Raw genomic sequence first — 23,272 nt, forward strand, 5'->3', positions numbered from 1 at the left:
GCTGCGGCACGCGCGTCCCGCTCAGTGCCCGAACTTGTCCGGCAAGGCCTCCATATGCTTGCGATGAAGCTCCACCACCCGCTGCAGCGCCTTCAGGAAATCGAGCTTCTTGGCGCGCAGCGCCGCGAGGCTCGCGCCTATGCCCAGGGCCATCGGCGGCTGGTGGGCCGGCGCGGCCAGCAGCGTCGTGATGATGCCGGCTCCCGGCGTCGACACGCCTTCGCTGTAGGCATAGCCGCTTTCGCGGTACTGCTGGATACGCTTGCCCAGTTCGGCCATCGACACCCGGTGCTCCGGCGACTCGTGCGCGTTGATCCGGTTGACCAGCGCCCACAGCTCGGAAGGCGGCTTGAGCGACAGCAGCACCGTCCCCATGGCCGAGCGCAGCAGCGGCCGCAGCGTGCCCGGCGCCACGTCGCGCCGGTGCAGGGCGTCCGGGCCGCGCACCACGTGTATGTACTGCACGTGGTGGCCACTTTGTATCCCCAGCGTGGGCGTCCCGCCCGTCTCCTCGCGCATCTGGTACATCAGGCGGGCGATCGTGCCGTCGGCCATCAACGCGTCGTTGACCCAGATGCCCAACAGCGCTGCCTTCACCGTCGGCACGAAGGTCCGCTCGCTGGACGAATGGTCGAGATAGCCCATTTCGCTCAGCGTGCGCAGCAGGGCCAGTGTGCTCGAGGCCGGATAGTCCAGCGCCGCGGCGATCTCGCTCAGCGTCGCGGGCGCCTTGCGCCGCGCGAAGAATTCCAGGATCTCTATGGCCCGTTGGGCCGACTTGACCTTGGGCACCATGTCCTTGCCTCCACCGTTGCGCCTATCCGCTTTCTTTCAGCCAGGAACGAACCATGAAACTCGCCACCATTGAACTGGGCGGCCGCCAGCTGCCCGCACTCTTCCTGGACGACGGCCGCGTCTGCGACCTCCAGGCCTTCGCCCAGGCCGCTCCGCCCGCCACGCTGCCCTTCCCGTGGCCCGAGACCGGCCGCCTGACCATGGTCGACCTGGCCGCCGGCGGCGCCGGCACCTGGGCCTGGTGCCGCGACATCGCCGCCGTCGCCGACGCCCACCTGGTTTCGCCCGGCAGCTACCGCCTGCTGGCACCCATTCCGCGTCCGCCCAAGAACATCTTCTGCCTGGGCCGCAATTATAGGGAGCACATCCAGGAAGATAACGCCTCGCGCAATCTCGATACCCAGGAGCCCGAGCATCCGCAGTTCTTCACCAAGCCCTGGACCGCGATCGTCCCGCACGAGGGCGCCATCCGCTACGACCAGCGCGTCACCCGCCGCCTGGATTACGAGGTCGAACTCGCCGTCGTCATCGGCCAGGGCGGCCGCGACATCGCCGAAGGCGACGCCCCCGGCCACATCTTCGGCTACACGATCCTCAACGACATCAGCGCCCGCGACCTGCAGAAACGCCACGACCAGTGGTTCAAGGGCAAGGCCATCGACGGCAGTTGCCCCCTCGGCCCGTGGATCGTCTCGCCCGAAGCCGTCGGCGATCCCCATGCGCTGCGGATCTCCCTCAAGGTCAACGGCGAACAGCGCCAGAACGCCAGCACCGGCGCGATGATCTTCTCCATCCCGCGCACCATCGCGTCGCTGTCGTCGGGGCTGACGCTGGAGCCGGGCGACGTGATCGCCACCGGCACGCCCTCGGGCGTCGGCTATGCGATGAACCCGCGCCAGTGGCTGAAGGACGGCGACGTGATCGAATGCGAGATCGAGAAGATCGGGAAATTGGTGAACCGGGTGGAGGAGGTGATAAATTGAACGGCCCGGCGCCCCTCGCCAGAAAGCCGACATGACCATCGAACTCGACAAGCAAGTCCGCACCACTGCCATCGCCTCGATCCAGCGCTACTTCGACCAGAACATGGAGGAGCCCATCGGCAACGTCGCCGCCGGCGGGCTGCTCGCCTTCTTCGTCGAAGAGATCGGGCCCGCGATCTACAACCAGGCGGTCGCGGACGTGCAGGAGCGGTTGCAGTTGCGCCTATCGGAGATCGACCTCGAGGTCCACGAGGAAGAGTTTGCCTACTGGCGCAAGTACGACCAGGCGAGCAAGGGGCGCCGCTAGGCTCGCGCCTTACCCACGGCGCGCCCACCACCACAGACCCCATGCGACCAGCGCCGGGATGCCGAACAGCGCCGCATGGATGGGCAGTTCCTCGGCCAGGGTATAGCCGTGGGAAAGGCCGGTGCGCAGGTTCCATGCGCACGCCGCCAGCCAGGCCAGCGTGAAGAGCCCGGCGGCCCAGGTGCGATGGGGCGCGGGGACCACGCGCAGCAGCGCGATGGCCAGGACCAGTCCGATGGCGATGATGATCAGGGTACGCATGGTGGCCTCACTTGGGAGCTTCAGCTTAGGGCAGCCGGCCGGGGCCGATAAGTCCCCGGCTTCTGGATGGATTATCCAGCATGGCGATCCAATCCACGAGTCCCGGCTGCTATGCGAACTTCGCCTCCACGCCCGGCGCCGGCGTGGCGCCGAATCCCCCGCGCCGGACCACCGCCTCGCGGCCACCGTGGGCTTCGATCAGTGCGTGCTGGTCGGCCTTGGCGATGCGATCATGTCGGTGCCGCCGCCCGCGCTGACCGGCACCAGCAGGCGCACCGGACGCGAGGGATAGGACTGCGCCAGCGCGCAGGCCGGCACCAGCCCGGCCACAGCGGCGGATCGAGCGGCCGTGGCCAGGACCCGGCGCCGGCCCCGATCGATATCCTGAGTCATCTCCTCCTCCCACCGCGGCCTGACATGCCGCGGGATGCCGGGCAGTCTAATCAGCGCGGCGAAGGCGCGGAAGTACAATTCCTTTAGAGCTTTTCTAAAAAAAATGGATAGCGGCCAGGCCTGGAGACGCTGCGTGGCACTCAATCTCGATCATCTGCGCGCGTTCCTGGTGGTGGTGGAAGAAGGCAGCATCAATCGCGCGGCCGCGCGCCTGCTGCGAGCGCAGCCCGCGGTGGGCCGGCAGATCCGGCTGCTGGAAGAATCGCTGGGCACGCCGCTGCTGGAACGCTCGTCCAGCGGCGTGCAACCCACCAACGCGGGCGAACAGCTCATCGCCCATGCGCGGCGCATCTTCCGCAACGTGGCCGAGGCCGAAGCCGCCATGGCGCGCGTCGCCACGGAACCGGCCGGCGACCTGATCGTGGCGATCCCGACCTCGCTGGCCGACCAGCTCGGCCCCGTCCTGTTCGGCGCGATGCGCGACCGCCATCCGCGGGTGCGCCTGACGCTGCTGGAAGGAGACAGCCACGCCATCACCAGATGGATGGCGGGCAACGAGGCCGACATAGGCGTGCTGCCCGAAGGCAGCTCGGACACCAGCCTGCATGCGATCGAGTGCGGCCGGCAGGTGTTCTGCTTCTGCGGCCCCGCGGACGGTTTCCCCGTGCTGCCGGCGTCCATGCCGCTGGGGGATGCCTTGTCCTATCCACTGGCTCTGTCCATCCCGCCGAACCGGCTGCGGCGGCTGGTCGACAGCGCCGCGGCCGGCATAGGCCGCGAGGTGCGCCCGGTGCTGAACGCCAGTTCCAGCCACTTGATCACCGCGCTGATGCGGCAGGGCGAGCTATATACGATCCGCCCCCGCATCGGCCCGGTGCCGGCCGTGGTGGACGGCATTGCCTTCATCCCCATTGCCGAGCCGGCCATCCAGCGTGGCATCAGCGTCGTGTGGAGTACCGCGCGGCCGTTGAGTCCGGCGGGGGAGGCGGCGCGCGCCACACTGGAGGAACTGCTGCGCGGCATGGACGGCGCGCAGGCGCCGGGCTGAAAGCGCTAGATGCTCGATGAGCCACGATCCGGCGCCTAGCCTCAAGTCGGCGTTGGCCCCAAGACGAATCTAGCCTGCTCCCTGCGCAGCATTTGGTAGGGAGACATGAAGTCCACCCCTAGTCCAATGCACACATTGGGAATCTTGATTTTCTTGACGGATGCTGACGCCACTTCATGCGTCACCAGCGTATGATGGCCGGTCAACGCGGTTGCAACCAACCAGAAGTCCGCTACCTGCATAAAGGTATTCACAGCCGCAGGCTCATACCCTTGTTGGACTACCCATGCGCTTACGTGCTGGGCGGCAGTAAGCACAGCGGCGTCCGGGGCCAGGAAGAATCCGTCCTCCCTACCCAGTGCCCACTCGGCCAATTCGTCCCCACCACCAGTCAGTTCATCACCCACTTGGCGAATGCTGCAGAGTCGCCCGGCGTCATATGCCTGGTCAAGCCAAGACCAAAATGCGGGGCAAAAGTCGAACCCGTACTGTAGGTTCTTGGCCTGAATGAAGACGTTGGCATCCAGCAGGTAGGCCATCAGGTCGGAAATCCCAGTATTCGCCCCAGCTCGTTGAACGTGCCCGACTTTGCGATGCCAAGCATGCGAAACGCATCCCGGTACAAAGTTCGCCCTTCAAGGGTGCTTGCAACCAAGGACTGAGCAAATCGCTTGCTGACGCGAGCGACAGTGGTTCGATAGAAATCGCCGCCTCCTGCATTGCGCTCAGCCAAACTCCTCAAACGCGCCTCTTCATCCCGATAAGCCCGCCAGAACGCCGCTCTATCGAGATATCCCACGTCCCACATCCGTCGCAGAAGCACCAAGGTGCTTACCTTGAAATGTCGTGCCAGCCGCTTCAATGCGGCATCCAGCGGCTCATCGGCGCGAAGCGCATCAAGAAAGTCCGCCCGGGGAACAAGCAGTTCGGCTGCTACCTGGTTGCACCATACTTCCACGGCGTAATCGGAAACTTCCGATATCCGAGCATCCGACAAAGCCGACTGCCCCAGCCACAAATGCGCAAGTTCGTGCGCCAACGTAAACATCTGGGCAGCCTTGCTATCCGCCCCGTTGATGAACACCAAGGGTGCCAGCTTATCCGCAAGGGCAAAACCTCTAAATTCACGGGGGTTCAGCTGCCGGGTGTTGTTGTTCATCACCACCCCACTGACCATCACCATCACACCTGCTTGCTCGGCCTGCGCAATAAACAGGCGCAATGCCTCAGCCCACGTGGGACATTCAGAACGAGCCTCCACGCTGAACCCGAGCACCTCGCGGATTCGTTGCGCCACTTCCATCGGCGGCGTTTCCATCGTCACGCAGGCGACGAAGGGCAGTGGCTTCTCGCCGTTAACCAGGGCTTCGTCCCGATACCAAGTTTGTCGCGTTTGACAGGTGAAAATCACATCCAGCAGATCGGCAGTCAGGCGTGGCGAATCTCGGCCCATTGTCCGAAAATCGGGAATCGGCAAGTCCTCTCGCGGAGGCTCGGGAAGGAAGAAATACCCCAACGGCGCGTGCGTAGCCTGCGCGAACTGTTCGAGTTGGCGCAAAGTGGGCTGGATAGCGCCGGACTCCCACTCCATAAGGCGAGGAAAACGCGCCAGCAGCACAGCCTCATCCATCTGGGCGCGCTGGCGGGCCCAGATGAACATGATTGGTTGTATGGAGACGCGAGTCATGCCTGGAGTTTATATCGCAGCAATGTTTCGCACATCAATTGGCCGGTCACTGGAGTGTCCTGAAACGAAACACAAAAACGAACGACCACCAAAGGTGGCCGTCGAATTGTCTTGCTGGACGGTCGATGCGCCGTAAGTCAGCCGTGCCTCAAACGTCAATATTCCCCGCCATCAACGCATGCGTCTCGATGAACGCGCGGCGCGGCTCGACGTGGTCGCCCATCAGCGTCGTGAAGATCTCGTCCGCCGAAATCGCGTCCTCGATCTGCACCCGCAGCAGGCGGCGCACGGTGGGATCCATGGTGGTTTCCCACAGCTGCCCGGGGTTCATCTCGCCCAGGCCCTTGTAGCGCTGCTTGGACAGCGAGCGTTCCGCCTCGGCGCGCATCCATTGCATGGCTTCGCGGAAGTCGGCCACCGGCAGTTCCTTGCGCTTGTCGCCTTCGCCGCGCTCGATCTTCGCGCCCGGGCCGATCAGGCCCTGGAAGGTCTGGGCGGCGTTGCGCAGCACGCTGTAGTCGGGGCCGTCGACGAAATGCTGGTCGATCACGCTGACGCGGATATTGCCGTGGTGGTTGCGATGGATCTCCAGCCTGGACTGCTGGGTTTCCTCGTCCACCGAGACCTTGACCTGCACCACGCCGGGCATGGACGGGTCTTCCAGTTCGGCCTGCAGGCGCTGGCGCGACAGCTCGGCCTGGTCCACGGACGACAGGTCCGCCTCGAAGCCGCGCACGATGGCCGACAGCGTGGCAAGGTCCACGAAACGCGACAGGCGCTCGATCACGGCGTCGACCAGGTTGTACTGGCGCGCCAGTTCCTTCAACGCGTCGCCGGCGATGGGCTGGGCGTCGGCGGAGGGGAACAGCCGGGCATCCTTGAGCGAAAGCTCGAGCATGAAGGCGGCCTCTTCGGCGTCGTCCTTCAGGTAGCGCTCGTCGCGGCCGACCTTGACCTTGTACAGCGGCGGCTGGGCGATGTAGACATAGCCATGCTCGATCAGCTGCGGCATCTGGCGATAGAACAGTGTCAGCAGCAGCGTGCGGATGTGCGCGCCGTCCACGTCCGCGTCGGTCATGATGATGATGCGGTGGTAGCGCAGCTTGTCGATGTTGAAGTCGGGTCCGATGCTGGTGCCCAGCGCGGTGATCAGGGTGGCGATCTGCTCGCTGCTGATCAGCTTGTCGAAACGCGCCTTCTCGACGTTCAGCACCTTGCCGCGCAGCGGCAGGATGGCCTGGAACTTGCGGTCGCGGCCCTGCTTGGCCGAACCGCCGGCGGAATCGCCCTCGACGATGTAGATCTCGGACTTGGACGGATCCTTTTCCTGGCAGTCGGCCAGCTTGCCGGGCAGCCCGGCGCCTTCCAGCACGCCCTTGCGGCGCGTCATCTCGCGCGCCTTGCGCGCGGCCTCGCGGGCGCGGGCGGCCTCGACGATCTTGCCGCACAAGGCCTTGGCGTCGATGGGGTTCTCGAGCAGCCAGCTCTCCAGGCTGCGCGCCACGGCGTCTTCCACGGCGGGGCGCACTTCGCTGGATACCAGCTTGTCCTTGGTCTGGCTGCTGAACTTGGGCTCGGGCACCTTCACCGACAACACGCAGGTCAGGCCCTCGCGCATGTCGTCGCCGGTGGTCTCGACCTTGGCCTTCTTGGCCAGTTCGTTCTCGTCGATGTACTTGTTGATGATGCGCGTCATCGCCGCGCGCAGGCCGGTCAGGTGCGTGCCGCCGTCGCGCTGCGGGATGTTGTTGGTGAAGCACAGCACGCTTTCGGTGTAGCTGTCGTTCCACTGCATCGCCACTTCCACGCCCACCGGCACGCCGCCGGCCGACGACTCGGTGGCCACCGCGAAGACGTTGGGATGCAGCACGGTCTTGGCGCGGTTGATGTACTCGACGAAGCCCTTGACGCCGCCGCTGAAAGCGAAGTCTTCTTCCTTGCCCTGGCGCTCGTCCACCAGCTTGATGCGCACGCCGTTGTTCAGGAACGAGAGCTCGCGCAGCCGCTTGGACAGGATCTCGTAGTGGTATTCGACGTTGGTGAAGATTTGCGAATCCGCCAGGTACTGCACCCGGGTACCGCGCTTGTCGGTCTTGCCGGTGACCTTCAGCGGCTCGACGCGTTCACCGCGGCGGAACTCCATCTGGTGCAGCTCGCCGTTGCGCCGGATGCTGAGACGGAGCCATTCGGACAGCGCGTTCACGCAGGATACGCCCACGCCGTGCAGGCCGCCCGAGACCTTGTACGAGTTCTGGTCGAACTTGCCGCCCGCGTGCAGCTCGGTCATGACGATCTCCGCGGCGCTGCGCTGGAATTCGTCGTCCTTGTGCACGGCGGTCGGAATGCCCCGGCCGTTGTCGGACACCGAGATGGAGTTGTCGGCATGGATGGTGACGATGATCTCGTCGCAATAGCCGGCCAGCGCTTCGTCGATGGCGTTGTCCACGACCTCGAACACCATGTGGTGCAGGCCCGTGCCATCGGACGTATCGCCGATGTACATGCCCGGCCGCTTGCGCACGGCCTCCAGCCCCTTCAGCATCTTGATGGAGTCGGCGCCGTAGCTGTCCACCACAGGGGCAGCGGCCACCACGGGCGTCCCGTCAAGGCTGTTATCGATCTCGCCCGACTCGGGCGTAGTGTTCTGTTCGGTCATAGATATCCAACCATCCACTCTGCACAGGCAATACCCCACCCGCCAGAAAAAACAAAAGTGGGCGCCCACTCAGGCCACCCACGGTTGCCCCCCAAAGGAACAACCTAAAAAACCACCGCCCCACCCCAAGACATCCTCCCCAGACCCAGGGCACAGCGGATCCGGCTTTGCCGGTCCGCCAGTGCCGCCCCTGGGGGCGCGCGTAAGCGCGTAGGGGGGGCCTTAAATGCGCATAGGCATCACGACATACTTGAAGTCCGTGTCGTCGGGCAAGGTGATCAGCGCCGAGGAGTTGGCGTCGCCCACGCTCCACTGCACCGTCTCGGCCTTCAGGTTGCCCAGCACGTCCAGCAGGTAGCTGACGTTGAAACCGATGTCCAGGGGCTCGAAGCCGAAGTCGATCTCGAGTTCTTCCTGGGCCTCTTCCTGTTCCGCGTTGCTGGCGGAAATCTTCAGGACATGATCGGCCATCTGCATCCGCACACCCTTGAACTTGTCGGTGGTCAGGATGGCGGCGCGCTGCAAGCTGCGCTGCAGGGCTTCGCGGGCGATCGGGAAATGCTTGGTGTAGCCGTTCGGGATCACGCGCTGGTAGTCGGGGAACTTGCCTTCGACCAGCTTGGAGATCAGCTCGACGTCGCCGAAGCGGAAACGGATCTGATTGGCTGCCACCGAGATCTCGATGGGCTCCTCGCTGTCGTCCAGGAGGCGCAGCAGTTCCAGCACCGTCTTGCGCGGGACGATCACTTCCTGCTTGGGGGCATCGGCATCGATGGCGACCGCGCAATAGGCCAGGCGGTGGCCGTCGGTGGCGACGCAGCGCACGTTGTTGCCGTCCAGCACCAGCAGCATGCCGTTCAGGTAGTAGCGGATGTCCTGCTGCGCCATCGCGAAGTGCACCATGTTCATCAGGTGCTTGAACGACTTCTGCGTCATGGTCAGCGAAGCGTTCCACGAGGCCGGCTGGGCCACGGTGGGGAACTCCTCGGCCGCCAGGGTCTGCAGCGCGAAGCGGCTCTTGCCGGACTGGACCGACAGCTTCTTGTTGGCCAGGGAAAGGGACACGTCGCCGGTGTCGGGAAGGGCGCGCAGGATGTCGAGCAGCTTGCGGGCTGCCACCGTGGTGGACTCAGACGCATCACCCACGCCGAAATCGGCATGGGTGGTGATCTGAACCTCGATGTCGGTGGACACGAACGACACGCGGCTGCCTTCCTTGCGCAACAGGATGTTGGCCAGGATGGGCAGGGTGTGCCGCCGTTCCACGATGCCTGAAACGGTCGCGAGCGGCTTCAGCAATGCATCGCGTGAGGCTTTGACCAATTGCATATCCAATCCTTCTTTGGGTTGGTAGTTAATAGGACCCTGTGAATAACTGGAATTTCTTCAAAAAACTATTATAAATCAAGAACTTGTCCAGTTTTTAGCGAGTGGGGAACCGGCCTGGAGAATAGCGCACAACCATGAACAACTTTCGATCGAAAAAAACGGCGTCGGGTTGTCCAGAAATGCTCCACGGTTTTTCCACACTCCAACTCACAGGGTCCCGGATGGGGTTCGTCGCGGTTCGTCATCCTTTCAGGGTTTGTTCGAGCACGTGCAGCGAATGGTTCAGTTCCGCCTGCTTGGCCCGGGATTCCGAAATCTTGCGCACCGCGTGCAGCACCGTGGTGTGGTCGCGGCCCCCGAAGAGCTCGCCGATCTCGGGCAGGCTCTTCTGGGTGAGCTCCTTGGCCAGATACATGGCGATCTGGCGCGGCAGGGCAATGTTGGCGGGCCGCCGCTTGGAATACATGTCGGCGACCTTGATCTTGTAGAAGTCCGCCACGGTCTTCTGGATGTTCTCGACGGTGATCTGGCCGTTGGACACGGACAACAGATCCTTCAGGGCGTCCTTGCAGACGTCCACCGTGATGGCGCGGCCGTGGAACTTGGCGTAGGCCAGGACCTTGCGCAGCGCGCCCTCCAGCTCGCGCACGTTGCTGCGCAGGTGCTTGGCGATGAAGAAAGCCACTTCCTCGGGCAGGTGCACGCCCTCGGTCTCCGCCTTCTTCAGCAGGATCGCGACGCGCATTTCCAGCTCGGGCGGCTCGATGGCGCAGGTCAGGCCCGAGTCGAAACGCGAGATGAGCCGGTCGTCGATGCCGGACAGCTCCTTCGGGTAGGTATCGCTGGTGATGATGATCTGCTTGCGCAGCGCCACCAGGGCCTCGAAGGCGTAGAAGAACTCTTCCTGGGTGCGGTTCTTGCCCGAGAAGAACTGGATGTCGTCGATCAGCAGCAGGTCCAGCGAATGGTAGTAGCGCTTGAAATCGTCGAAGGCCTTGCGCTGGTAGGACTTGACCACGTCGGACACGAACTGCTCGGCGTGGATGTAGCGGACCCGCGCGGCGGCGTTCTCGGCCATCATGGAATTGCCGATGGCGTGGATCAGGTGGGTCTTGCCCAGGCCCACGCCGCCATACAGGAACAGCGGGTTGTACGAGGTGCCGGGGTTCTCGGCCACCTGCAGCGCGGCGGCGCGGGCCAACTGGTTGGCCTTGCCGGTGACGAAGTTCTCGAAGGTGAGCTCGACGTTCAGGCGCGACCGTTCGTAGATGCCCGTGGCTTCGCTGGCTTCGGCCTTGGCCGGAGCGGCGGGACGCGGCGCGGGACGAGGCGCCTCGGTTGCCCGCTGCGCCGCCCGGGCCGCCGCGGAATTGACCGCGGCGACCGGATCGCCGGGAAAGCCCAGCGGCGCCTGCGCAGCCTGGCGCGGCGCAGCCTGGCGCGGCGCGGCATGGCCGTTGCCGGCGTGGCCGTTCCCGTTGGCGGCAACGGCAGCGGGGCTGGGCGCGGGCGGCCGCAGTGGGGCCACCATGCGGGGGGTATCCAGTTCGAACTTGACTTGCACGGGGCGCTGGAACCACTGCGCCGCCAGAGATTCGATACGGCCGGAGAAATTGCTGCGCACCCAGTCGAGCTTGAAACGATTGGGCGCCGCGACCCGCAGCACCGCCTCGGCTTCATCGAAGGCGAGCGGGACGAGGGGACGTATCCAGGCGCTGTACTGCTGAGGAGTGAGTTCCTGCTCTAGCGTCTGGGCGCAGGTTTGCCAAAAATCTTCCATGAATCTCGCTAATAGGACCGGTGCGCCCACGCAGGACAGGGGGCGCGAAGGATGTTCTAGTGGCCGATCCCGAAACCTCCGATTCTACTCCTCCGGGCGGAAGTTATCCACAGGCGCGCCCGGTCCATCCCGGCTGCGCCGCGCCTAACTGATTGACAACATTGGATTTATTTGACACCATGGAGGGCTTTCCGAATTTCACGAAGAGATTCGGGCTGAATCCAAGACCCTGGGTTGGCAGTCTTTCCAAGGATGCATGCCGGGCTTCGCGCGCGCTTAACTTCAAGCTTTGCCGGGCCGCACGCAGGCCGGGACTGCGCAAGCTTCCGGGGCGGCTTTCATACCCATACCGGAACTCAGGAACTGTCATGAAACGTACTTACCAACCTTCCGTCACCCGCCGCAAGCGTACCCACGGTTTCCGCGTGCGCATGAAGACCCGTGGCGGCCGCGCCGTCATCAACGCCCGCCGCGCCAAGGGCCGCAAGCGCCTGGCCATCTGACGGCAGTGCCGGCCGTCGTACAGGCCGGCCACGCAGCGTTACAGCATTGAATCCGCGCGCGTCGTTTCCCGGCACCGCGCGGTTGCGCAGCCCGGCGGAATTCGCTCCTGCGCTGAAAGGGCGCCGCCTTGCAAGAGGGGCGCTTTTTGTTTTGAGCATGGCGCCGTCGGCCCAGCCCCGGCTGGGCCTGGTGGTGGGCAAGCGCTACGCCCCCCTGTCGGTCAGCCGCGCCGCCCTGAAACGCGTCGCGCGCGAGGCCTTCCGGCTGCGGCGCGCGGAACTGCCGGCCGGCGATTATGTCTTCAGATTGCACGCCCGCATTCCTTCGTGCTCGCTGACCGAACTCAAGCGCCAGGCCAGGCAGGAAATCGACGCCCACCTGGCCCGGGCAATGAAGGCGAACCGCCCCGGCTAGACCGGACGGACGGCCGAAGGCGGGCGTATTTCCCGCAACAGGGGCCCATCGTGACGGAAACCCATAGCAACGCGCTGCCCACCGGCTCGACGCTCCCGCGCCGCCTGCTGATCTGGCCCATCCGTTTCTACCGGTACTTCCTGAGCCCCTGGATCGGCCAGTCCTGCCGCTTCACCCCCACCTGCTCCGCCTACACGATGGAAGCCATCGACCGCCACGGCCCTATCCACGGCACCTATCTGGGCCTGCGCCGCATCTGCCGCTGCCACCCCTACGCCCAAGGAGGTCTGGACATGGTCCCCCCCCTACGCGCTGACGCGCCCCCCCCAGGGGGCGGCACTGGCGGACCAGCAAAGCCGGATCCGCTGTGCCCTGGGGTAAAACCAGGCTGGCGACGACTGGCGTTTTGGATAAGAGGAAACCGGTAGGAAGACACGAAACAGACCCAGGATGCGGTGGATCCGGCTTTGCCGGTCCACCCGCATCGCCCCCACGGGACCCGGCGCCGGGCCGCCCCAAGCCGGGTCCCGGCCCCCTCGGGGGGCTGCCGCGTAGCGGCTTGGGGGGCCCACCATTCGGGGCGCGCGTAAGCGCGTAGGGGGGGGCCTTGCTACACTAGCGGACTTTGCCGCGACGACGATTGGAACTATCCGTCCATGGACATGCAACGCACCATCCTCTGGATGATCTTCTCGCTATCCCTGCTTTTCCTGTGGGATGGCTGGCAGAAGTACAACGGACATCCCTCGATGTTCGGCTCCACCCCCGCCAAGACGGCGACCGCGCAGGCTCCGCAGGCCCAGCCCGACCAGGCCGGCGTGCCGTCCGCGACGCTGGCGGCCACGCCCGCGGCCGGCACAGACGCCGTTCCCGGTAGCGCGCCGCAGGCCCAGCAGCCCGCGCCCGCCGAGAAAATCGTCGTCACCACCGACGTGCTGCGCCTGACCTTCGACACCGTTGGCGCGCAGATCGTCAAGGCCGAACTGCTCAAGCACGCCGACATCGAAGACCACGAGCACCCCACCGTGCTGCTGGACGATTCCGCGCAGCGCGTCTACCTCGCGCAAAGCGGCGTGGTCGGCGCGGCCAACGGCGCGTCGTTCCCGACGCACCGCACGCCCTTCCACGTCACCACCCCGGCGCGCGAACTGGCCGGCGACAAGCTGGAGATCTCGTTCGAGGCCGAGAGCGGCGGCGTCAAGCTGATCAAGACCTTCACCCTGCACAAGGGCCAGTACGCCATCGACGTGCGCCACAACCTGGCCAACGTCGGTACCGAGCCCGTCTCGCCCTCGCTCTACTTCCAGCTGACCCGCGACGGCAACAAGCCGCCCGGCGAAAGCCATTTCTACAGCACCTTCACCGGCCCGGCCATCTATACCGCCGAGCACAAGTTCCAGAAGGTCACGTTCTCGGACATCGAGAAGGGCAAGGCATCGTTCAACAAGTCGGCCAACGATGGCTGGCTGGGCATGATCCAACACTACTTCGCCGTGGCCTGGGTGCCGCCCGAAGGCGTGGCCCGCACCTACGACATGTCCAAGGTCGGCAATAACCTGTACGCCGTGCGCGCCATCGAACCCGTCGGCACGCTGGCTCCCGGCACCGGCAACACCGTCGACGCCAAGCTGTGGATCGGCCCGCAGGACCAGTCCGCCATGGCCGCCGTGGCCCAGGGCCTGGACCTGGTGGTGGACTACGGCTGGCTGACCATCATCGCCAAGCCGCTGTTCCTGCTGATGACCTGGCTGCACAAGCTGCTGGGCAACTGGGGCTGGACCATCGTCGCGCTGACCGTCATCATCAAGGCGGTGTTCTTCCCGCTATCGGCCGCCGGCTACAAGTCCATGGCGCGGATGAAGAAGGTCGCCCCGCGCATGCAGGCGCTGAAAGAGAAGTTCGGCGACGACCGCCAGAAGCTCAACATGGCGATGATGGAGCTGTACCGCACCGAGAAGATCAACCCGGTGGGCGGCTGCCTGCCGATGATCGTCCAGGTGCCGGTGTTCATCGCGCTGTACTGGGTGCTGCTGGCCAGCGTGGAAATGCGCAGCGCGCCCTGGATCCTGTGGGTGCATGACCTGGCCTCGCCCGACCCGTGGTTCATCCTGCCGGCGCTGATGATGGCCACCATGTTCCTGCAGATGAAGCTCAACCCCACGCCGCCCGATCCCGTGCAGGCCAAGGTCATGATGATCATGCCCCTGGTGTTCGGCGGCATGATGTTCTTCTTCCCCGCAGGCCTGGTGCTGTACTGGGTGGTGAACAACTGCCTGTCGATCGCGCAGCAGTGGTTCATCACAAAACAAGCGGCTAGATAACCCCCCCTACGCGCTCACGCGCGCCCCCCAGGGGGCGGCACTGGCGGACCGGCAGGGAAGCCCACCCCCAAGCGGCCTTAGGCCGCTCCCCCTCAAGGGGGCGGCACTGGCGGACTGGCAAAGCCGGATCCGCGGTGCCCTGGGTCGAGTGCTGGCAGTAGGCCGTTCCGGGGAACCGGGGCGGCCTTTTGTTTTACAGTGCGGGGACGGGTTGCCCTGATGCGCTTCGCCGCCTTTTCCGAACTTCGCCCATGATTTCCGACCAGGATCCCATTGCCGCCATCGCCACCGCCGCCGGACGCGGCGGGATCGGTGTCGTGCGCGTGTCGGCGCGCCGGCCGCTCGATGGACTGATACAGGCGCTGCTGGGCCGCGCGCTGGTGCCGCGCCATGCGCACTACCTGCCTTTTCGCGATGCCGACGGCGGGATCATCGATGAAGGCATCGCGCTGTCCTTTCCCGCGCCGCATTCCTACACCGGCGAACACGTGCTGGAACTGCAGGGCCATGGCGGGCCGGTGGTGCTGCGGCGCCTGCTGGCGCGCTGTCTGCAGGCGGGCATGGAGATGGGCATGCGGCTGGCCGAGCCCGGCGAGTTCACCCGTCGCGCCTTCCTGAACGACCGCATGGACCTGGCCCAGGCCGAGGCCGTAGCCGACCTGATCGACGCGTCGTCCGAGGCAGCCGCCCGCAGCGCGGCGGCCTCGATGACGGGCGTGTTCTCGGCCGAGGTCAACGGCCTGGCCGACCGCATCGTGCACCTGCGCATGCTGGTCGAGGCCACGCTGGACTTCCCCGAGGAAGAGATCGAGTTCCTGGAGAAATACCAGGCCCGCGAAACCCTGGCCGCGATCCAGGCCGACCTGGCCCGGCTACTGTCGCAGGCGCGCCAGGGCGCCATCCTGCGCGAAGGGCTGCACGTCGTGCTGGCCGGCCAGCCCAACGTCGGCAAGTCCAGCCTGCTCAACGCGCTGGCCGGCTTCGACGCCGCCATCGTCACCCCCATCGCCGGCACCACGCGCGACAAGGTCGTGCAACAGATCGACATCGACGGCGTGCCCCTGCACGTGGTCGACACCGCCGGCCTGCGCGAGACCGAGGACACCGTCGAGCGCATCGGCATCGAACGCACCTGGGCCGAGATCGGCAAGGCCGACGTCATCGTGCACCTGCTCGATGCCACGCGCCCGGGCCCCGAACTCGACGCCGCCATCACCTCGCGGCTGCCGCCGCGCACCCCGGTGCTGGAAGTGGTGAACAAGATCGACCTGGTCGAGGACGGGCAGGTCGGACAGGCCCAGGCCGCGGGCGCCAAGCGGCTGCCCGTGTCGGCCAGGACCGGGCAGGGCCTGGGCGCATTGAAGCGCGAACTGCTGGCGATCGCCGGATGGAATCCCTCGGCAGAATCACCTTATCTGGCGCGCGAGCGGCATATCCATGCGCTGCTGACGACGGCGAATCATCTGGAACTGGCGGCCGGGCATGCGGCGCAAAGCGATCGGGTGCTGGATCTGTTCGCCGAGGAATTGCGGTTGGCGCACGAGGCGTTGACCTCGATTACCGGGGAGTTCAGCAGCGATGATCTGCTGGGCGTGATTTTTTCGCGGTTCTGCATCGGGAAGTGAGCGCCGCGGCTCAACGCAGCTCATACCAGGTTCCGCGACCAGCACCATGCTGCATCAGATGGCCCTGCTCCACCAGGGTCCTGAAGTGCTGCTTCAGCGTGTTGCGATTGCCGCTGGTCAGGCGGATCGCCTCGGCCATGGTGATGCGACCGTGCTCACGCACGAATTCGACGATCTGCAACGCCAGATCCGGCAGCCTGGCCAGCACCAGTTTCTCGCGCTCGACCTTGCGTTCCAGCCGGCGTACCTGCTGCGATAGCGCGCGCAGGAAGAACGCCAGCCAGGGATGCCAGTCGGGATTGTCGGTGCGGATGCTGCCCTGGGTCTGGCGCAGCGCGAGGTAATAGGTCTCCTTGTTCTGCTCGATGACGCTTTCGAGCGAGCTGTAGGGCACGTAGGCATAGCCGGCCCGCAACAGCAGCAGAGTGGTCAGCACCCGGCTCAAGCGGCCGTTGCCGTCCTGGAAGGGATGGATTTCCAGGAACACGACCACCCAGATACCGATGATTAGCAGGGGATGCAGGCGGCCGGCGCCGAGCTCCTCGTTGAACCAGGCGACCAGCTCGGCCGCCAGGCGCGGTGTGTCGAAAGGCGTGGCGGTTTCGAACACCACTCCCAACGGTTTGCCTTGTTCGTCGAACGCGGCCACGCTGTTGGTGGTTGTCTTGTAGTTGCCGCGATGCCAGGCGTCCTTGTCGCTGTAGGCCAGCAGGTCGCGGTGCAACTGCCGGATGTGATTCTCTGTCAGTGTGATGTCCTGCCAGGACGAGAACACCAGCTCCATGACCTCGGCATAGCCTGCCACTTCCTGCTCATCGCGGGTCTCGAACGACTTGATCTGCAGGTTAGAGAGCAGGCGTTCGACTTCGCGGTCGGACAGCTTGCTGCCCTCGATCCGGGTCGAGGAACCGATGCTTTCGATGGTCGCGACCCGTCGCAGCGCCGACAATCGGTCCGGCGCGAGCGTGCCCAGGGCGCGCCAAGCTCCCTTGAACTCATCGATGCCGGCGATCAGGCGAAGTATCTCCGGGGTGATCTGGAGGGTGTCGGTACGAATCATGGCATCCAATCCTACACCCATTTACACCCAATTATTGGTTTCTATCCCATTACCACACCCATTTACACCCGTTCTGCAGAAAATGCGATCATCCTGAATCACCTCGACACCAACGCCATCATGAATCCCCTCCGCATCTGGGTCGACGCCGACGCCTGCCCCGCCGTCGTCAAGGACATCCTGTTCCGCGCCGCCGACCGCTGCGCCGTCCAGGTCACGCTGGTCGCCAACCAGATGCTGCGCACGCCGCCGTCGCGCTGGGTGAACGCGGTCCAGGTGCCGCGCGGCTTCGACGTGGCCGATGCCTACATCGCCGGACAGGCGGCAGAGGGGGACCTCGTGATCACGGGCGACATTCCGCTGGCGGCCGAGGTGCTGAAAAAGGGCGCGGCGGTCCTGAACCCGCGCGGCGAGCGCTATACCGAGGCGACCATAGGCGAGCGCCTGGCCATGCGGGACATGCTGGAGGAACTGCGGTCCAGCGGCGTGGCGACCGGCGGGCCGGCGGCGTTCAGCCAGGCGGACCGGCGGGCGTTCGGCAATGCGCTGGACCGGTTCCTGCAAAACGCCGCGGCTGGCCGGCCTCGCGGGACACCGCCTTCAGCCTAACCCAAGCCGGACGGCGCCGCGGCCTTCGCCACCGCCCGCCGCATCCAGCGGAACTGCAACACGACGAGCGTCCCCAGCAGCGCCAGATTCGCCACATTGGACAGCACGCCCGTGAAGAACGCCGGATCGTACGACGCATACCGGTCGTACATGTAGCCCGCCAGCCACCCGCCCACCGCCATGCCGCATCCGCTCATCAGCATCAACGACGGTACGCGCCAATAGGCTTCCTTCGCGGGAAAGGCCTCGCGCACGGCCAGCACATAGGCCGGGATCAGCGCGCTGAAACCCAGCCCGAACGCGATGGAGACGGTGAAAAGGCCGAACTGTTCGGTCACGTACAGGTAGCCGGAAACGGCGGTGGCCTGCATCACGGAGCTGATCAGCGCCGTGCGCAACCCGCCGATGCGGTCGGCGACGAGCCCCCACGCCTGCCGGCTGATGAAGGCCGCGGCCAGCAGGACCGAGAGCATCGCGGCGCCCACGGCCGCCGGCAGGCCGCGGTCGGAGCACAGCGCGACGAGATGGCTTTGCGGCATGGCCATGGGAATGCAGCAGAGGAAGGCCGCGCCCGCCAGCATGGCGAAGGCGATGTTGGGACGCAGCCCGAATACGGTGGACCGTTCGCCGCCCTGGCGATCCGCCGCGCGGACGGCGGTGTCGGCGACGGGCCGCAGGAAGCGCGATGCCAGCATCAGGACGATGCCGGCCTCGAGCAGGCCGTATCCCATCATGGTCGCGCGCCAGCCCCAGGTGGCGATGGTGTGTTCGAACACCAGGGGCCAGACGACGCCGGCGATGTAGCTTCCGCTGGAGAGCAGGGCCAGCGCGGAGCCGCGCCGGCGTTCGAACCATTGGCTGACGTAGACGTACAGCGGCGCGTTCAGGCCGCCCATGCCGAGGAATCCGATGAAGACGCCGTGGCCGATGTACAGCAGCCAGGGTTCGCCCAATGTGGAGATGAACAGCCCCAGGCAGACCGACACGGAACCGGCCATCACGGTCCAGCGCACGCCGAAGCGATGCGCGAGCCGGCCCATCATCACGCCGCCCACGGCGGAGCCGAGCCAGGCCAGCGAGCCTCCCAGCGCGGGCACGGATCGGGCGCCTCCCATTTCGCCGGCGATGGCCTTGAGCCCGACCGTGGAGATGAGCGGAGCGCCGAAGGTCATGCCCAGGCAGCAGAGGGCGGCGGTAGCGATGATCCAGGACGCCCTGGAATCGACCAGTGGAGGGGAAGCCATATCGTCAGACACCCATGCTGGGCCCCGCGCATCAGGCGCGAGGACGACGGCCTGGCGGAAGGCCTGCGGTGGGCTTCCGTCGTCCGCCGGGCGCCAGGGTACCACGATGGGTCCGGGCGCCGCGCGGTAGAATTCGCATGATTTTGTCCCGCAATCGACCGATGTCCGACATCATCCCCGAACAGCCCACCCTCGATCCCCTTTTCATCGCGCTCGGCGAACGCTGTGCTGAAACCCACGAGCATTGCGGCCGCGTGGGCCGACTTGCCTGGATGCTGGGCAGCGCCTGCGGCCTGCCCGCGAACGAACTCGGACTATTGGCCGCGGCCGCGCGCTTCCACGACATAGGCAAGATCGGCATTCCCGACGCGGTCCTGCACAAGCCGGGCCGCCTGGATGCCGAAGAGCGCGAGCTGATGATGACTCATTCCGAGCGCGGCGAGCGCATCTTCGCCGCCGTTCGCTGCGGCGATGCGGGCGTGGTCGCCACGGCCATCCGCCATCACCACGAATGGTTCGACGGCGCGGGCTATCCCGACGGCCTGCATGGAGAGCAGATCCCGCTGCTGTCGCGCATCGTGAACCTGGCCGACAGCTATGACGCGATGGCCTCGACGCGGCCCTACCAGCGGCCGCGCACGCACGGGGACATCATGCGGATCATGCGCGAGGAACGGGGGCGCAAGAGCGATCCCCGGTTGTTCGACCTGTTCGAGCAGCTGACGCAGCAGCAGGCCTAGCTTCCTGCCGGCAAGAGCACGTCCTGCGCCAGCGGCCGCAGCCGGGGCGACGCCAGCAGATCGCTCGGCAACAGATAGCGTCCCGGCATCAGGGGCAGCGCCAGCGGAGTGAACCGTACCTCCAGGTCCAGCCCGGCATCGCGCCAGGCCTTCCAGACGAGCTCGGTGCAATAGGTCCCCGCCGGATCGGCGATGCGGAACGGACGTCCACGCATGGACAACGCCAGGCCGACGGCGCGCCGGCGCGCGTCGTCGCCGGCCTGGACGTGGTAGACCGCATGCCGCCTGGACCGCCGCGCGTCGGTGAAAAACGCCAGGGTATCGACCACGACGCCGTCGGGCCGGCCGCGCACTTCGGAGGGCGTGGCGTGCACGACCCGCCAGCTTCCCGGCTGGCCCACCAGCATGCCGACGTGGCTGTAGGCGCCACGGTCGACCGCCATGACGGCGGCGCTGACCGCCTCGGTGCCTTCGCGAAAGATCAGATCCCCCTCCCGGGCGCCGGGCGCCAGCGCGTCCGCCGCGTGCGCCGCCGCGCCCAGCAGCGCCAGCAGCAACGCGCCGCCCGACCGGCGCAGCGCGGCGCGGGCGGACGTCACTTGAGCAGGATCTTCCAGGTTCCGTCTTCGTTGACCAGCTTGTGGACCTGGGTCTGGTCCTTGCCGTTCTTGTATTTGATGCGGGCCCGCACCTGCGCGGTCTTGCCCGCCTCGTCGACGGTGACCTGGTCCATCTCGATCTTGTCCAGGCCGTCGTTGGCCTTGATGCGGTTCTGCATTTCGCCCACGATCATCTGGACCTTGCCCTTGGCCTGCACCATCTGCGCGGCGGGCACCTGGGCGAAGGAGATCTGCTCGGTGGCCGTTTCCACGTCGCCCTTGGCCGCCGCGCGATAGAAATCCTCGATGGCGGACTCGGGCTTGCCGCCGGAGCAGGCCGACAACAGCAGCGCGAACAGGGCGAGCAGGAAGATCGAATAGGGACGGGAGGCGAGGCGCATGGGGTTCCTTGTTCTTCGAGATGCCGCCGGACATCCGGCAAACCCCGCAATGATATCGCGCGATTACTGACAGTAACTACCCACTTTCAATGATCGTTCACCATCCGGGCGGCCTTCCTGGTCCTGATGGGCCGAAAACCGATATGCTGTCCGGGCCGGCGCGCGGGCCGGCCCCCACGAACCGGAACCGCTCATGAAGCTCGACCTTCCGAGTCTGTTCAACGTCCGCCGCGGCGAGATCCTTCACGTTTCGCTGGCCGTGGGCTTCTTCTTCTGCGTGCTGACCGCGCTGATGATGCTGCGCCCCGCCCGCGAAGCCCTGGGCATGCGCGGCGGCCTGGATGCCGTGCGCTGGCTGTTCGTGGGCACGGCCGTCGTCACGCTGCTGGTCAATCCGGTGTTCGGCCTGCTGGTCAGCCGGTTCCGGCGCATGCAGTTCATCGGCGCGACCTATCTGTTCTTCGCCGCCAGCCTGGCCGGCTTCTACCTGCTGCTGGCCTGGGCGCCGGCCGCCGTGGGCACGGCCAGCGGGCAGGTGTTCTACGTCTGGTTCAGCGTGTTCAACCTGTTCTCGACCATGGTGTTCTGGGCACTGATGGCCGACCGCTTCACGCTGGAGCAGGGCAAGCGCTTCTTCGGCCTGATCTCGGTGGGCGGTACGCTGGGCGCGATCTTCGGGCCATGGCTGGCGTCGGTGCTGGTGCGTGCCGTGGGGACGGCGGGCCTGCTGCTGGTGTCCGCGGGCTTCCTGCTGCTGGCGCTGGCGCTGGGCTGGGGCATCGTGCGCCAGCCGTCCGCCGCGGCCCCCGCCGGGCGGAAAGCCCATGACGCGGAGCGCATCGGCGGCGGCGCCTGGGAGGGCATCAAGGCCCTGGCGCGGTCGCGCTACCTGGCCGGCATCGCGGTCTACGTGGTCATCCTGGCGGTGATGGCGACCTTCCTGTATTTCACGCGGCTGCAGATGGTGGCCGCGCTGGGACACGAACTGGACGGACGCACCGCGCTGTTCGCGCGCATCGACATGCTGACCCAGACCGCCACGCTGGCGATCCAGCTCGTCCTGGCCGGACACCTGATGAAGCGGCTGGGCGTGGCCGTGACGCTGGCCCTGCTGCCGCTGACCACCGCGCTGGGCTTCGTCGGCCTGGCCCTGGTCGGGTCGCTGGCCGCGTTGATCGCCTTCGAGGCCGCGTTCCGCGCGGTGCAGCGGGCCATCATGCGGCCCGCCCGCGAAACGCTGTTCACCGTGCTCGACCGCGAGGACAAGTACAAGGCCAAGGCCTTCATCGACACCTTCGTCTATCGCTTCGGCGACGTGGCCGGCGCGCAGCTCGAAGGCGCGCTGGGCCGGCTGGCGATGGGGTTGTACGCGATCGCCGGCGTGGCCGTGCCGCTGGCCTTCGCCTGGATCGGCCTGGCGTTGTGGCTGGGCCGCGCCCAGCAGCGCATGGCGTCGGCCACTCCGGGCACGGAGCCAGCGGCTTCCACCGCCTTTCCCGTCTTGCAGAAAAGGACCGAACCATGATTACTCGCCGCGCATCGCTGAAACTCGCGCTGGCCGCCACCGCCGCGCCCGCGTGGTCCTGGGGGGCCGATGCCTCCGCGCCGGTCATCACCCGGCCCATCCCCCGCTCCGGCGAACGGCTGCCCGTGGTCGGCCTGGGCAGCTCGGCCACCTTTTCGAGCACCGCGGCGGGCGACGAGAAACAGCGGCTGCGCGAGGTCTTCGCCGCCATGATCGAGCAGGGCGGCACGGTGTTCGACACCGCCCCGGCCTACGGCGCCTCGGAAGAAGTGGCCGGGCAGATCGTGCGCGAGAACGACATGGCCGGCAAGCTGTTCTGGGCCACCAAGCTGAACGTGGCCCGGGGCGGACGGGCCGACCTGGAGCAGGCACGGGCGCAGGTCGAGGCCTCGTTCCAGCGGGTCGGCAAGCCGGTGATCGACCTGATCCAGGTCCACAACATGGGCGACGTCGCGACGCAATTCGGCCTGCTCAGGGAATTGCGCGACCACAAGCGCATCCGCTATGCCGGCGTCACCACCACCTTTCCCCGGCAGTACGACATGCTGGAGCAGGCCATGCGGCACGAACCGCTGGACTTCATCGGCGTGGACTACGCCATCGACAACCGCGTGATGGAAGAACGCGTCCTGCCGCTGGCAGCCGACCGCGGCATCGCGGTGCTGGCCTACGCGCCGTTCGGCCGCACGCGGCTGTGGGACAAGGTGCGCGGCCACGACGTGCCGCCCTGGGCGGCCGAGATCGGCATACGGTCGTGGGCGCAATTCTTCCTGAAGTTCGTGATCGCCCATCCCGCCATCACCTGCGCCACCCCTGCCACCAGCCGCGCCTCCAACGCCATCGACAACCTGGGCGCGGCGCGCGGCGAATTGCCGGATCGCGCGATGCGCGAGCGGATGGCCGCGCACATCGGCAAGCTTTAGCGCGGCCGCTGTCCCGCTCCCGCCGGGAAGGATGGTGGACCAACCCGGCGTCAACGGGATCAGCCCGA

The 23,272-nt window shown here is 66.2% G+C and carries 24 protein-coding genes; 12 read left to right on the forward strand and 12 right to left on the reverse strand.

The annotated features are described in order from the left end of the window. Nucleotides 1-21: 21 nt before the first annotated feature. Nucleotides 22-795, reverse strand: coding sequence for an IclR family transcriptional regulator (locus tag CDO46_RS13805; protein ID WP_087839036.1), 774 nt, complete (start codon nt 793-795; stop codon nt 22-24). A 53-nt stretch (nt 796-848) separates the two neighbouring features. Between CDO46_RS13805 and CDO46_RS13810 the strand changes: the two genes are divergently transcribed. Together CDO46_RS13810 and CDO46_RS13815 are read left to right on the forward strand one after the other, a co-directional pair. Next, nucleotides 849-1,778 carry a fumarylacetoacetate hydrolase family protein gene (locus CDO46_RS13810; protein WP_087839037.1) on the forward strand — a complete coding sequence of 310 codons (930 nt, stop codon included), beginning with the start codon at nt 849-851 and terminating at the stop codon, nt 1,776-1,778. Between the two features lie 31 nt (nt 1,779-1,809). Beyond that, nucleotides 1,810-2,085: a DUF2164 domain-containing protein gene (locus CDO46_RS13815; protein ID WP_087839038.1), complete on the forward strand. Its 276-nt coding sequence runs from the start codon at nt 1,810-1,812 to the stop codon at nt 2,083-2,085. A gap of 9 nt (nt 2,086-2,094) precedes the next feature. Here CDO46_RS13815 and CDO46_RS13820 read toward each other — a convergent pair whose 3' ends face one another. After that, entirely contained in the window at nt 2,095-2,346 is a 252-nt protein-coding gene (locus CDO46_RS13820; protein WP_087839039.1) for a hypothetical protein, read from the reverse strand. A 198-nt stretch (nt 2,347-2,544) separates the two neighbouring features. Continuing rightward, entirely contained in the window at nt 2,545-2,739 is a 195-nt protein-coding gene (locus CDO46_RS28510) for a hypothetical protein (RefSeq protein ID WP_087839040.1), read from the reverse strand. A gap of 133 nt (nt 2,740-2,872) precedes the next feature. Between CDO46_RS28510 and CDO46_RS13830 the strand changes: the two genes are divergently transcribed. Then, entirely contained in the window at nt 2,873-3,787 is a 915-nt protein-coding gene (locus CDO46_RS13830) for a LysR family transcriptional regulator (RefSeq protein ID WP_165963251.1), read from the forward strand. A 41-nt stretch (nt 3,788-3,828) separates the two neighbouring features. Here the strand turns inward: CDO46_RS13830 and CDO46_RS13835 are convergent, their stop codons facing one another. The 5 genes from CDO46_RS13835 to dnaA form a co-directional block, all read right to left on the reverse strand. Then, nucleotides 3,829-4,326 carry a DUF4411 family protein gene (locus CDO46_RS13835; protein WP_087839042.1) on the reverse strand — a complete coding sequence of 166 codons (498 nt, stop codon included), beginning with the start codon at nt 4,324-4,326 and terminating at the stop codon, nt 3,829-3,831. Beyond that, nucleotides 4,326-5,474, reverse strand: coding sequence for an ImmA/IrrE family metallo-endopeptidase (locus CDO46_RS13840; protein WP_087839043.1), 1,149 nt, complete (start codon nt 5,472-5,474; stop codon nt 4,326-4,328). The genes CDO46_RS13835 and CDO46_RS13840 overlap by 1 nt, the downstream gene beginning before the upstream one ends. Nucleotides 5,475-5,622: 148 nt before the next feature. Beyond that, complete coding sequence (gene gyrB, locus CDO46_RS13845; RefSeq protein WP_087839044.1) at nt 5,623-8,130, reverse strand: DNA topoisomerase (ATP-hydrolyzing) subunit B; 2,508 nt, start codon at nt 8,128-8,130, stop codon at nt 5,623-5,625. Nucleotides 8,131-8,352: 222 nt separating this feature from the next. Continuing rightward, on the reverse strand, nt 8,353-9,459 hold the full coding sequence (gene dnaN, locus CDO46_RS13850; protein ID WP_087839045.1) for a DNA polymerase III subunit beta: 1,107 nt from the start codon (nt 9,457-9,459) through the stop codon (nt 8,353-8,355). A gap of 241 nt (nt 9,460-9,700) precedes the next feature. Further along, complete coding sequence (gene dnaA / locus CDO46_RS13855; protein WP_087839046.1) at nt 9,701-11,239, reverse strand: chromosomal replication initiator protein DnaA; 1,539 nt, start codon at nt 11,237-11,239, stop codon at nt 9,701-9,703. Nucleotides 11,240-11,607: 368 nt separating this feature from the next. Here dnaA and rpmH point away from each other — a divergent pair, with 368 nt between their 5' ends. From rpmH to mnmE, 5 genes are all read left to right on the forward strand, one after another. After that, nucleotides 11,608-11,742, forward strand: coding sequence for a 50S ribosomal protein L34 (gene rpmH, locus CDO46_RS13860; protein WP_008650850.1), 135 nt, complete (start codon nt 11,608-11,610; stop codon nt 11,740-11,742). A gap of 46 nt (nt 11,743-11,788) precedes the next feature. Further along, on the forward strand, nt 11,789-12,157 hold the full coding sequence (locus CDO46_RS13865) for a ribonuclease P protein component (RefSeq protein WP_087839047.1): 369 nt from the start codon (nt 11,789-11,791) through the stop codon (nt 12,155-12,157). Nucleotides 12,158-12,231: 74 nt separating this feature from the next. Further along, a complete protein-coding gene (gene yidD / locus CDO46_RS13870; RefSeq protein WP_087839115.1) occupies nt 12,232-12,585 on the forward strand; it encodes a membrane protein insertion efficiency factor YidD in 354 nt (117 codons plus the stop codon). 228 nt (nt 12,586-12,813) lie between these two features. Next, nucleotides 12,814-14,478, forward strand: coding sequence for a membrane protein insertase YidC (gene yidC, locus CDO46_RS13875; RefSeq protein ID WP_087839048.1), 1,665 nt, complete (start codon nt 12,814-12,816; stop codon nt 14,476-14,478). A gap of 254 nt (nt 14,479-14,732) precedes the next feature. After that, entirely contained in the window at nt 14,733-16,103 is a 1,371-nt protein-coding gene (mnmE, locus tag CDO46_RS13880) for a tRNA uridine-5-carboxymethylaminomethyl(34) synthesis GTPase MnmE (protein ID WP_087839116.1), read from the forward strand. 10 nt (nt 16,104-16,113) lie between these two features. Here the strand turns inward: mnmE and CDO46_RS13885 are convergent, their stop codons facing one another. Beyond that, nucleotides 16,114-17,163 (reverse strand): Fic family protein, encoded by a 1,050-nt coding sequence (locus CDO46_RS13885; protein ID WP_087839049.1) that lies wholly within the window; start codon nt 17,161-17,163, stop codon nt 16,114-16,116. Nucleotides 17,164-17,283: 120 nt separating this feature from the next. On the opposite strand from CDO46_RS13885, the gene CDO46_RS13890 reads away from it, so the two are divergent. Further along, nucleotides 17,284-17,772: a YaiI/YqxD family protein gene (locus CDO46_RS13890; protein WP_087839050.1), complete on the forward strand. Its 489-nt coding sequence runs from the start codon at nt 17,284-17,286 to the stop codon at nt 17,770-17,772. Here the strand turns inward: CDO46_RS13890 and CDO46_RS13895 are convergent. Then, entirely contained in the window at nt 17,769-19,016 is a 1,248-nt protein-coding gene (locus tag CDO46_RS13895) for an MFS transporter (protein WP_087839051.1), read from the reverse strand. The genes CDO46_RS13890 and CDO46_RS13895 overlap by 4 nt on opposite strands. A gap of 161 nt (nt 19,017-19,177) precedes the next feature. On the opposite strand from CDO46_RS13895, the gene CDO46_RS13900 reads away from it, so the two are divergent. Next, nucleotides 19,178-19,756 carry an HD-GYP domain-containing protein gene (locus CDO46_RS13900; protein WP_207958674.1) on the forward strand — a complete coding sequence of 193 codons (579 nt, stop codon included), beginning with the start codon at nt 19,178-19,180 and terminating at the stop codon, nt 19,754-19,756. On the opposite strand, the gene CDO46_RS13905 is transcribed toward CDO46_RS13900, so the two are convergent. Both CDO46_RS13905 and CDO46_RS13910 read right to left on the reverse strand, forming a co-directional pair. Further along, nucleotides 19,753-20,355 carry a YiiX/YebB-like N1pC/P60 family cysteine hydrolase gene (locus CDO46_RS13905; protein WP_176400744.1) on the reverse strand — a complete coding sequence of 201 codons (603 nt, stop codon included), beginning with the start codon at nt 20,353-20,355 and terminating at the stop codon, nt 19,753-19,755. The genes CDO46_RS13900 and CDO46_RS13905 overlap by 4 nt on opposite strands. Continuing rightward, on the reverse strand, nt 20,352-20,756 hold the full coding sequence (locus CDO46_RS13910) for a DUF4878 domain-containing protein (protein WP_087839053.1): 405 nt from the start codon (nt 20,754-20,756) through the stop codon (nt 20,352-20,354). Before CDO46_RS13910 ends, CDO46_RS13905 begins: the two co-directional genes overlap by 4 nt. Nucleotides 20,757-20,949: 193 nt before the next feature. Here CDO46_RS13910 and CDO46_RS13915 point away from each other — a divergent pair, with 193 nt between their 5' ends. Beyond that, nucleotides 20,950-22,281, forward strand: a complete 1,332-nt coding sequence (locus CDO46_RS13915; protein ID WP_087839054.1) for an NTP/NDP exchange transporter — start codon at nt 20,950-20,952, stop codon at nt 22,279-22,281. After that, complete coding sequence (locus tag CDO46_RS13920; RefSeq protein ID WP_087839055.1) at nt 22,278-23,204, forward strand: aldo/keto reductase; 927 nt, start codon at nt 22,278-22,280, stop codon at nt 23,202-23,204. Before CDO46_RS13915 ends, CDO46_RS13920 begins: the two co-directional genes overlap by 4 nt. Nucleotides 23,205-23,272 lie beyond the last annotated feature (68 nt).

This window comes from Pigmentiphaga sp. NML030171 (assembly GCF_002188635.1).
Classification (GTDB): domain Bacteria; phylum Pseudomonadota; class Gammaproteobacteria; order Burkholderiales; family Burkholderiaceae_B; genus Pigmentiphaga; species Pigmentiphaga daeguensis.